The 8,676-nt window shown below is 71.9% G+C and carries 8 protein-coding genes; 3 read left to right on the forward strand and 5 right to left on the reverse strand.

Annotated elements, in window-relative coordinates:
* Positions 1-390 precede the first annotated feature (390 nt).
* From mmsA to iolC, 5 genes are all read right to left on the reverse strand, one after another.
* Positions 391-1,902 carry a CoA-acylating methylmalonate-semialdehyde dehydrogenase gene (gene mmsA / locus AB8Z36_RS23800; RefSeq protein ID WP_369215407.1) on the reverse strand — a complete coding sequence of 504 codons (1,512 nt, stop codon included), beginning with the start codon at positions 1,900-1,902 and terminating at the stop codon, positions 391-393.
* A 17-nt stretch (positions 1,903-1,919) separates the two neighbouring features.
* A complete protein-coding gene (gene iolD, locus AB8Z36_RS23805; RefSeq protein ID WP_369215408.1) occupies positions 1,920-3,818 on the reverse strand; it encodes a 3D-(3,5/4)-trihydroxycyclohexane-1,2-dione acylhydrolase (decyclizing) in 1,899 nt (632 codons plus the stop codon).
* Positions 3,815-4,630, reverse strand: a complete 816-nt coding sequence (iolB, locus tag AB8Z36_RS23810; protein ID WP_369215409.1) for a 5-deoxy-glucuronate isomerase — start codon at positions 4,628-4,630, stop codon at positions 3,815-3,817. The genes iolD and iolB overlap by 4 nt, the downstream gene beginning before the upstream one ends.
* A 28-nt stretch (positions 4,631-4,658) precedes the next feature.
* Positions 4,659-5,546 carry a Cgl0159 family (beta/alpha)8-fold protein gene (locus tag AB8Z36_RS23815; RefSeq protein WP_440581984.1) on the reverse strand — a complete coding sequence of 296 codons (888 nt, stop codon included), beginning with the start codon at positions 5,544-5,546 and terminating at the stop codon, positions 4,659-4,661.
* Between the two features lie 74 nt (positions 5,547-5,620).
* On the reverse strand, positions 5,621-6,586 hold the full coding sequence (iolC, locus tag AB8Z36_RS23820) for a 5-dehydro-2-deoxygluconokinase (protein ID WP_440581985.1): 966 nt from the start codon (positions 6,584-6,586) through the stop codon (positions 5,621-5,623).
* 137 nt (positions 6,587-6,723) lie between these two features.
* On the opposite strand from iolC, the gene AB8Z36_RS23825 reads away from it, so the two are divergent.
* From AB8Z36_RS23825 to AB8Z36_RS23835, 3 genes are all read left to right on the forward strand, one after another.
* On the forward strand, positions 6,724-7,623 hold the full coding sequence (locus AB8Z36_RS23825) for a sugar phosphate isomerase/epimerase family protein (protein WP_369215411.1): 900 nt from the start codon (positions 6,724-6,726) through the stop codon (positions 7,621-7,623).
* Positions 7,624-7,868: 245 nt separating this feature from the next.
* Positions 7,869-8,066: a MerR family transcriptional regulator gene (locus tag AB8Z36_RS23830; protein ID WP_062778237.1), complete on the forward strand. Its 198-nt coding sequence runs from the start codon at positions 7,869-7,871 to the stop codon at positions 8,064-8,066.
* Between the two features lie 131 nt (positions 8,067-8,197).
* Complete coding sequence (locus AB8Z36_RS23835) at positions 8,198-8,521, forward strand: heavy-metal-associated domain-containing protein (RefSeq protein WP_369215412.1); 324 nt, start codon at positions 8,198-8,200, stop codon at positions 8,519-8,521.
* Positions 8,522-8,676 lie beyond the last annotated feature (155 nt).

An 8,676-nucleotide genomic window follows, 5' to 3' on the forward strand; every position in this document is an offset into this window, starting at 1 on the left:
CGGTCATACAGCGCGGTTCCGATCGACTCGTGCGGCAGGTGCTGCGGCGGGAGCCCTATCGCCTCCGAAGGCTGTCGAGCGTCTTTCTGCGGCTCCCGGCGCGTCATCGAACCCCGGCGATAACCGGAACGTCAACGGTCATTTACCTACGGAATCCGCAGCTCGGCGCGGACCCAAGTCGCCTGGCTTTCCCAAGAGTTTGCGCGGGTGGGTAGCAATGAGTAGACGACATATCTTGTTGACCTTGTGTTCACAGGCATATGGATGCGAACACCTTCACTGCCCGGATTGCACGGTGTGCACGGGAACCGCAAAGGCGGCGTCAAAAAAGAAGCGAGGCCGTCCGGTATCCGGACGGCCTCGCCGCACGCGCCGTGGCGCCTCGCTCACTCAGTGGTTGCGCGGGAAGCCCAGGTCCACTCCGGCCGGCGCGTCGGAGGGGTCGGGCCAGCGCGTGGTGACGACCTTGCCGCGCGTGTAGAAGTGCGTGCCGTCGTTGCCGTAGATGTGGTGGTCCCCGAAGAGGGAGTCCTTCCAGCCGCCGAAGGAGTGGTAGCCCACCGGCACCGGGATCGGCACGTTCACGCCGACCATGCCCGCCTCGATCTCCAGCTGGAAGCGGCGGGCGGCGCCACCGTCCCGGGTGAAGATCGCGGTGCCGTTGCCGAACGGCGAGGCGTTCATGAGGGCGACGCCCTCCTCGTAGGTGTCCACGCGCAGCACGCACAGGACCGGGCCGAAGATCTCGTCCCGGTAGGCCTTCGCGGTCGTCGGGACGCGGTCGAGGAGGGAGAGGCCGATCCAGTGGCCGTTCTCGTGGCCCTCCACCGTGTAGCCGGTGCCGTCCAGGACGACCTCGCAGCCCTCGGCGGCGGCGCCCGTGACGTACGAGGCGACCTTGTCGCGGTGGGCCGCGGTGATCAGCGGGCCCATCTCGGAGGACGGGTCGGTGCCGGGGCCGATCTTGATCTTCTCGGCGCGCTCCTTGATCTTGCCCACCAGCTCGTCGCCGATGGAGCCGACCGCGACGACGGCCGAGATGGCCATGCAGCGCTCGCCCGCGGAGCCGTAGGCGGCCGAGACCGCGGCGTCGGCCGCCGCGTCCAGGTCGGCGTCGGGCAGCACCAGCATGTGGTTCTTGGCGCCGCCCAGCGCCTGCACGCGCTTGCCGTGGGCGGAGGCGGTGGCGTGGATGTGGCGGGCGATGGGGGTCGAGCCGACGAAGGAGACGGCCGCGACGTCCGGGTGCTCAAGGAGGCGGTCCACGGCCACCTTGTCGCCGTGCACGACGTTGAAGACGCCGTCGGGCAGCCCCGCCTCGCTCAGCAGCTCCGCGATCTTCATGGACGCCGAGGGGTCCTTCTCGCTCGGCTTCAGCACGAAGGTGTTGCCGCACGCGATGGCCAGCGGGAACATCCACATCGGCACCATGGCGGGGAAGTTGAACGGGGTGATGCCCGCGACCACGCCCAGCGGCTGGCGGATCGAGGAGACGTCCACGCGGGACGCCACCTCCGTCGACAGCTCGCCCTTGAGCTGCACCGTGATGCCGCAGGCCAGGTCGACGATCTCCAGGCCGCGGGCGACCTCGCCGAGCGCGTCGGAGTGCACCTTGCCGTGCTCGGCGACGATCAGCTCGGCGATCGCGTCGCGGTGGGCGTCGAGCAGCGCGCGGAACGAGAAGAGGATCGCGGTGCGCTTGGCGAGCGAGGAGGTCCCCCAGGTCGCGAAGGCCTCACGGGCCGCCGCCACGGCCGCGTCGACCTCGGCCACGTCCGCGAAGGCGACCCGCGTGGTGACGGCGCCGGTCGCCGGGTCGGTGACCTGTCCGTACGCGCCGGACGCGCCCGCGGCTCGCTCAACGGGCTTGCCACCGATCCAGTGGTTGACGGTCTTCGTCATGACAAGCATCCCTACTCTCACAGGTGGCGGCGTCGGGCAGTGACGTGCCGGTCGTACTCTTCCCTGGCCTCGACCGCGGACACCCGGGTCGCCGTCTCGGCCACGGGCACATCCCACCACGCCTGTGCCGGGGGCGGGCCCGACACTGTGTCTGCCGTTTCCGTCTCCACATAGACACATGTGGGACGGTCTGCCCCGCGCGCTTCCCGCAGGGCCTCGCGCAGCTCACGGACGGTTTTCGCGCGGATGACCCGCATGCCGAGGGAGGCCGCGTTGGCGGCCAGGTCGACCGGGAGCGGCGCCCCGGTGTACGTGCCGTCCTGCGCCCGGAACCGGTAGGCCGTGCCGAACCGCTCGCCGCCCACCGTCGCCGAGAGCCCGCTGATGGAGGCGTAGCCGTGGTTCTGGAGGATGACGACCTTGACGGGGATGTCCTCCTGGACCGCCGTGACGAGTTCCGTCGGGTTCATCAGATACGTGCCGTCGCCCACCAGCGCCCACACCGGCCGCCCGGGTGCGGCGAGCGCGACACCGATCGCCGCCGGGATCTCGTATCCCATGCAGGAGTAGCCGTACTCCACGTGGTACTGCCGGGCCGACCGCGCCCGCCACAGTTTGTGCAGGTCGCCGGGGAGCGAACCGGCGGCGTTGATGACGATGTCCGCGTCGTCCACCACCTCGTCGAGCGCTCCGAGGACCTGGGTCTGGCTGGGGCGCACATCCGGTTCGTCCGCGAGGAAGGCCGCGTCGACGCGCTGCTCCCAGCGCGCCTTGTCGCCCCGGTAGTCGAGCGAGAAGCCGGGCTCGACGCGGTGGTCCGCCAGTTCCCGCGTGAGCGCTTCGAGCCCGGCGCGCGCGTCGGCGATCAAGGTGGCGCCCGCCATCTTGTGCCCGTCGAAGGGGGCGACGTTGAGGTTGAGGAAGCGCACGTCCGGCGCCTCGAAGAGGGTGCCCGACGCCGTGGTGAAGTCGGTGTAGCGGGTGCCGACGCCGATGACCAGATCGGCGGCGCGGGCCAGTTCATTGGCGGGCGCGGTGCCGGTGTGGCCGATGCCGCCGACGTCCGCCGGGTGGTCGAAGCGCAGTGCGCCCTTGCCCGCCTGGGTGGAGGCCACGGGGATGCCGGTGGCGTCGGCGAGGGCGCGCAGGGCGTCCTCGGCGGCGCTGTGGTGGACGCCGCCGCCCGCGACGATCAGCGGGCGCCTGGCCGCGCGCACCAGGTCCGCCGCCTCGGCGAGCTCGCGCGGGTCGGGCGCCGCCCTGCGTACGGTCCACACCCGCTCGGCGAAGAACTCCTCGGGCCAGTCGTACGCCTCCGCCTGCACGTCCTGCGGCAGGGCGAGGGTGACGGCACCGGTCTCGACGGGGTCGGTGAGCACGCGCATCGCGGTGAGCGCGGCCGGGATCAGGGCCTCGGGGCGGGTCACGCGGTCGAAGTAGCGGGAGACGGGCCGCAGGCAGTCGTTGACGGAGACGTCGCCCGCGTAGGGCACTTCGAGCTGCTGGAGGACCGGGTCGGCGGGCCGGGCGGCGAAGGTGTCGCCGGGCAGCAGCAGGACGGGCAGGCGGTTGACGGTGGCGAGGGCGGCGCCGGTGACGAGGTTGGTGGCGCCGGGGCCGATGGAGGTGGTGACGGCGTGGGTGGCGAGCCTGCCGGACTGGCGGGCGTACCCCACGGCGGCGTGCACCATGGCCTGTTCGTTGCGGCCCTGGTGGAACGGCATCTCCTCGGCGTACTCCACGAGCGCCTGGCCGATCCCCGCCACGTTGCCGTGCCCGAAGATGCCCCAGGTGGCGCCGATGAGCCGCTGCCGGACGCCGTCCCGCTCGGTGAACTGCCCGGCCAGGAAGCGCACGAGCGCCTGCGCGGTGGTGAGCCGGACCCGGCCCGCCGGACGCTCCGGAGTCCCCGTCATCGATATCCCTCCGTGTGGTCGGGGTGGAAGCAGATCTTCCACTCCCTCTCCTCGCCGGGCCCCGCCATCACGTTCAGGTAGTACATCGCGTGCCCCGGCTGGGCGACGGAAGGACCGTGCCACCCGTCGGGCACCAGCACGGCGTCGCCGCTGCGGACCTCGGCAAGAACGTCGGTACCACCCTCGCGGGAGGGGAAAACCCGCTGATATCCGAACCCGTCACGCCCCTCGGGCGACGCCTCGATCTCGAAGTAGTAGATCTCCTCAAGCTCGGCCTCGACGCCCGGACGGTGCTCGTCGTGCTTGTGCGGCGGATACGAGGACCAGTTGCCGCCGGGTGTGATCACCTCGACGGCGATGAGGCGGTCGCAGTCGAAGGCGTCGGCGGAGGCGAAGTTGCGGACCTCGCGGGCGCAGGTGCCGCTGCCCCGGCGCTCCACGGGTACCTCCGGCGCGGGGCCGTAGCGGGCGGGGAGTCGACGCTCGCACTTCGCTCCTGCCAGGGCGAAGCGGCCTCCCACGCCGGAGGCGATCTGGATCCGGGCGTCGCGCGGCACGTAGGCGAAGTCGGAGACTCCGCTGAACACGCTGGCGCGGCCCAGGAGTTCGATGATCCCGTCTTCCGTGTGCACCGTACAGCCGCCGGTCAGCGGCAGTACGATCCATTCACTCCCACCGGTGGTGAAGGAGTGCGTTCCGCCGGGCGCGATCTCGACCACCCGCAGCGCGGAGTAGGCCCACCCCGCCCTTTCGGGGCCGATGTCGAGGGCGTACGAACCATCGCTCGCACTCCCTTTCGGTACGTACGTCATGTGGGCCTCCCGAGCCTCTCCTGCCCCGTCAGAGCAGACCTACGGCGGTGTCGACCGCTCCCGCCACATCGCCGTCGGGCGGATAGAGCAGCGCCCTGCCCGCGACCAGGCCCTGCACGGTCGGCAGCCGCAGCGCGCCCCGCCACTTCTCGAACGCGGCGTCCGCGTCCCCCGCGCCGCTGCCCACGTCACCGCCGAGCAGCACCGCGGGCAGCGTCGAGGTCTCCATCACCCGGGCCATGTCGTCGGGGTTCTCGGTGACGGGAACCTTCAGCCAGGTGTACGCGGAGGAACCGCCGAGCCCGGAGGCGATGGCGATGGCCCGCGAGACGGCCCCGGCGCTCAGGTCGTTGCGGAGGCGCCCCGCCGCGTCGCGGCGGCTGAGGAACGGCTCGACGAAGACCGGCAGCCGCCGCTCCGCCATGGCGTCGACGGCGCGCGCGGCGGAGTGCAGGGTGCGCAGCGACCCCGGGTCGTCGTGGTCGACGCGGAGCAGCAGCTTGCCCGCGTCGAATCCGAGCCGCGCCAGGTCCTCCGGCCGGTGTCCGGTGAACCGGTCGTCCATCTCGAAGGCGGCCCCGGCGAGCCCGCCGCGGTTCATCGACCCCATGACGACCTTGCCGTCGAGCACGCCGAGCAGCAGCAGGTCGTCCAGGATGTCGGCACTGGCGAGCACCCCGTCGACCCCGGGCCGCGCGAGCGCCAGGCAGAGCCGGGCGAGCAGATCGCCGCGGTCGGCCATGGCGAACGGATCGTCACCGACGCCGAGGGACCCCCGGGCCGGATGATCGGCGGCAATGATCATGAGCCGCCCACTCCCCCCGACCAGCGGCCGCCGCACCCGCCGACCAGCGGCTTCCCCGATGGCCTCGGGCCGCCGGGCCCGCACCCGGGCAAGCGCGCGCACATCGACCAAATGGAGCCCCTCCGGCGATTGAGGAGCGGGGTCCGGGGCAGAGCCCCAGGACCGTCCACCCGGACCGGCGGCGCTCACAGAACGGCCCCCGCATCCACCGCCAAGGCGACCTCGCCGGCAAAAGGCATGGCGGAAGAGCATTCGAGACGGGACGCCACGATCGCCCCCGCGGCGTTCGCGTACCGCACGGTCCGCTCCAGCTCCCACCCGCTCAGCAGCCCATGGCACAGCGCCCCGCCGAAGGCGTCCCCCGCCCCCAGCCCGTTCAGCACTTTCACGGGCAGCGGCGGCACCTCGGCGACCTCACCCGCCCTGTTCATCGCCAGCACCCCCGCGGGCCCCTGTTTGACCACGGCGAGCTCGACCCCGGCGTCGAGCAACGCCCGTGCCGCCCGGTCCGGTTCCCGGCACCCCGTGGCGATCTCGACCTCGTCGAGGTTGCCGACGGCGACGGTGGCATGCGCGAGGGCGGCGGCGTAGTGCGTCCGCGCCTCGGCGGGGTCGCCCCAGAACACGGGACGCCAGTCGAGGTCGAAGACGGTGGTCCCGCCCTCGGGACGGGCGGACCTCGCGCCGAGCGCCGCCAGGGTCGCCGAACGGCTGGGCTCCGCGCACAGACCCGTACCGGTCATCCAGAAGATCCGCGCCGCGGCGATGGCGCCGAGGTCGAGCTCGCTCTCGTGAATCTCCAGGTCCGGGGCCTTCGGGAGCCGGTAGAAGTACAGCGGGAAGTCGTCCGGCGGGAAGACCTCGCAGAAGGTCACCGGCGTCGGCAGCCCGGAGACGCCGCTCACCCAGCGGTCGTCGACGCCGAACTCCCGCAGCGCGCGGTGCAGATAGGTCCCGAAGGGGTCCTCGCCGGTGCGCGTCACGACGGCGACGCGGCGGCCGAGACGGGCCGCGGCGACCGCGACGTTGCTCGCGGAGCCGCCGAGGAACTTTCCGAACGAGGTGACCTCGTCGAGCGGCACCCCCGCCTGAAGCGGATAGAGGTCCACCCCGATGCGGCCCATGGTGATGACGTCGTACGGATCACTCACCCTGTGCGTCCCTTCGCCGGGCCCATCTCTTGTGTGCCCCCAGGTCTAATCCCGCCCCGGGAACGCTGTCAACATTTTGTCCTGACATTCGGACTACTGCTTGACACTCTTCCGATGCCGCCTGGAGGCTGACCGGCATGACGACGCTGTCTCGCATCCGGATCGGTTCGGCGCCCGACTCATGGGGCGTGTGGTTTCCCGAGGACCCGCAGCAGGTCCCCTGGCGCCGCTTCCTCGACGAGGTCGCCGACTCGGGGTACGAGTGGATCGAGCTCGGCCCGTACGGCTATCTGCCCACCGACCCCGCGGAGCTGGCCGCCGAGACGGGCCGCCGCGGCCTGAAGGTGTCGGCCGGCACGGTCTTCACCGGACTGCACCACGGACCCGCCGTCTGGGAGAAGACGTGGGCGCACGTCGCCGACAACGCCGCGCTCGCCCAGGCGATGGGCGCCGGGCACCTCGTCGTCATCCCCTCGTTCTGGCGCGACGACAAGACCGGAACGGTTCTTGAGGACCGCGTCCTGACGCCCGGACAGTGGCGCGAACTGACCACGCAGACCGAGCGGCTCGCCCACGAGGTCCGCGAGCGCTACGGCCTGCGCGTCGTGGTGCACCCGCACGCGGACACACACATCGACACCGAGGAGAACGTCACGCGTTTCCTCGACGCCACCGACCCGGACCTCGTCTCGCTCTGCCTGGACACCGGCCACTACGCGTACTGCGGCGGCGACAGCGTCAAGCTCATCGAGACCTACGGCGAGCGCATCGGGTATCTGCACCTCAAGCAGGTCGACCCCGAGATCCTGGCCGGAGTGCGCGCGCGGGAGGTGCCGTTCGGGCCCGCCGTGGCCCGCGGGGTGATGTGCGAGCCGCCGACCGGAGTGCCCGCGCTCGAACCGGTGCTCGCCGCGGCCCAGCGGCTCGGCGTCGAGCTCTTCGCGATCGTGGAGCAGGACATGTACCCGTGCGCCCCGGACAAGCCGCTGCCGATCGCCCGCCGCACCCGCGCCTTCCTCCGCTCCTGCGGCGCCTGAGACCGCTCGGGTCCGCTTCCGGCGCCTCCCCCGCGGCGGATGCGTCACTTCTGTCACAAAGACCCCTTTCCTGTCACACATGTCTCGCGTACGCGGGTCTTGCGTCACAGCCGGACGACAGCCGCCCACTCGTGGTCACGCACCGTCGTTCACCGGGCACAGGCTGAGTGATCGCCGCGCGCCGCGCCCGGCTCCCCCGTGGCCATACCCGGCCGCCCTGGGCGCGCACGCAAGGAGGTGCCGCTATGACCGACCGAAGGCTCTGGTCGTACAAGGAGATCGCCGCGCACATCAAGGTGCAGCCCGACACCGTGCGCTCCTACCGCAAGCACGGGCTGCTGCCCGACCCCGACCACGTGGAGGGCGGCAAGCCCTACTGGTACGCGGACACGGTCCGCGCCTGGGTCGCCGCCCGCCCCCGCAACAGAGGACGCCGGGACTGACGCGCCCCCCTCTCGTTGAGAAATACCCCCTAGGGGTATAGTCTCCGTAGTGTCGGGAGGTGCCTGGGACTGCCGGGCACCCTTCCGCACGTTACGCCGCACACGTACACACGCCTTCCGAGGAGAACGACATGAGCGCCCAGACCGAGCTCCCGCAGGCCGCGTCCGAGACGACCGGCTCCTGCTGCTCCCCCAGCGGCTCCTGCCACGGCGACGGCGCCGCCGAGACCCCGCAGGGTGCCGTCACCACGGTGTACGAGGTGACGGGAATGACCTGTGGCCACTGCGAGGGAGCCGTCCGCTCCGAGCTCTCCGAGCTCGCGGGCGTCGGCTCCGTCGAGGCCGTGGCCGCCACGGGCCTGGTGACCGTGGTCTCCGCCGCCCCGCTCGACGAGGAAGCCGTCCGCGCCGCGGTCGACGAGGCGGGCTACGAACTCGTCGGCGTCAAGGCCTGACCCCGTCTGACCGGCGTTTCGCCGGGTACCCCGGGCCCTGTGGTGTCGCCACCGACACCACAGGGCCCGGGGTGGGGGGGGGGGGGGGGGGGGGGGGGGGGGGCCCGCGGCCGTCCCCCGCCCCGGACCGCGCACCACCTGAAGCAGTACGAGAG

Origin of the sequence: Streptomyces flavofungini (genome assembly GCF_041028215.1) — a bacterium.
Lineage (GTDB): Bacteria > Actinomycetota > Actinomycetes > Streptomycetales > Streptomycetaceae > Streptomyces > Streptomyces flavofungini_B.

Excerpts from the sequence above, each read along its gene's own strand:
- AB8Z36_RS23835 (WP_369215412.1), top strand. The coding sequence starts at position 8,198 with ATGAGCGCCCAGACCGAGCTCCCGCAGGCCGCGTCCGAGACGACCGGC.
- AB8Z36_RS23830 (WP_062778237.1), top strand. The coding sequence starts at position 7,869 with ATGACCGACCGAAGGCTCTGGTCGTACAAGGAGATCGCCGCGCACATC.
- iolB (WP_369215409.1), bottom strand. The coding sequence starts at position 4,630 with ATGACGTACGTACCGAAAGGGAGTGCGAGCGATGGTTCGTACGCCCTC.
- AB8Z36_RS23825 (WP_369215411.1), top strand. The coding sequence starts at position 6,724 with ATGACGACGCTGTCTCGCATCCGGATCGGTTCGGCGCCCGACTCATGG.
- iolD (WP_369215408.1), bottom strand. The coding sequence starts at position 3,818 with ATGACGGGGACTCCGGAGCGTCCGGCGGGCCGGGTCCGGCTCACCACC.
- mmsA (WP_369215407.1), bottom strand. The coding sequence starts at position 1,902 with ATGACGAAGACCGTCAACCACTGGATCGGTGGCAAGCCCGTTGAGCGA.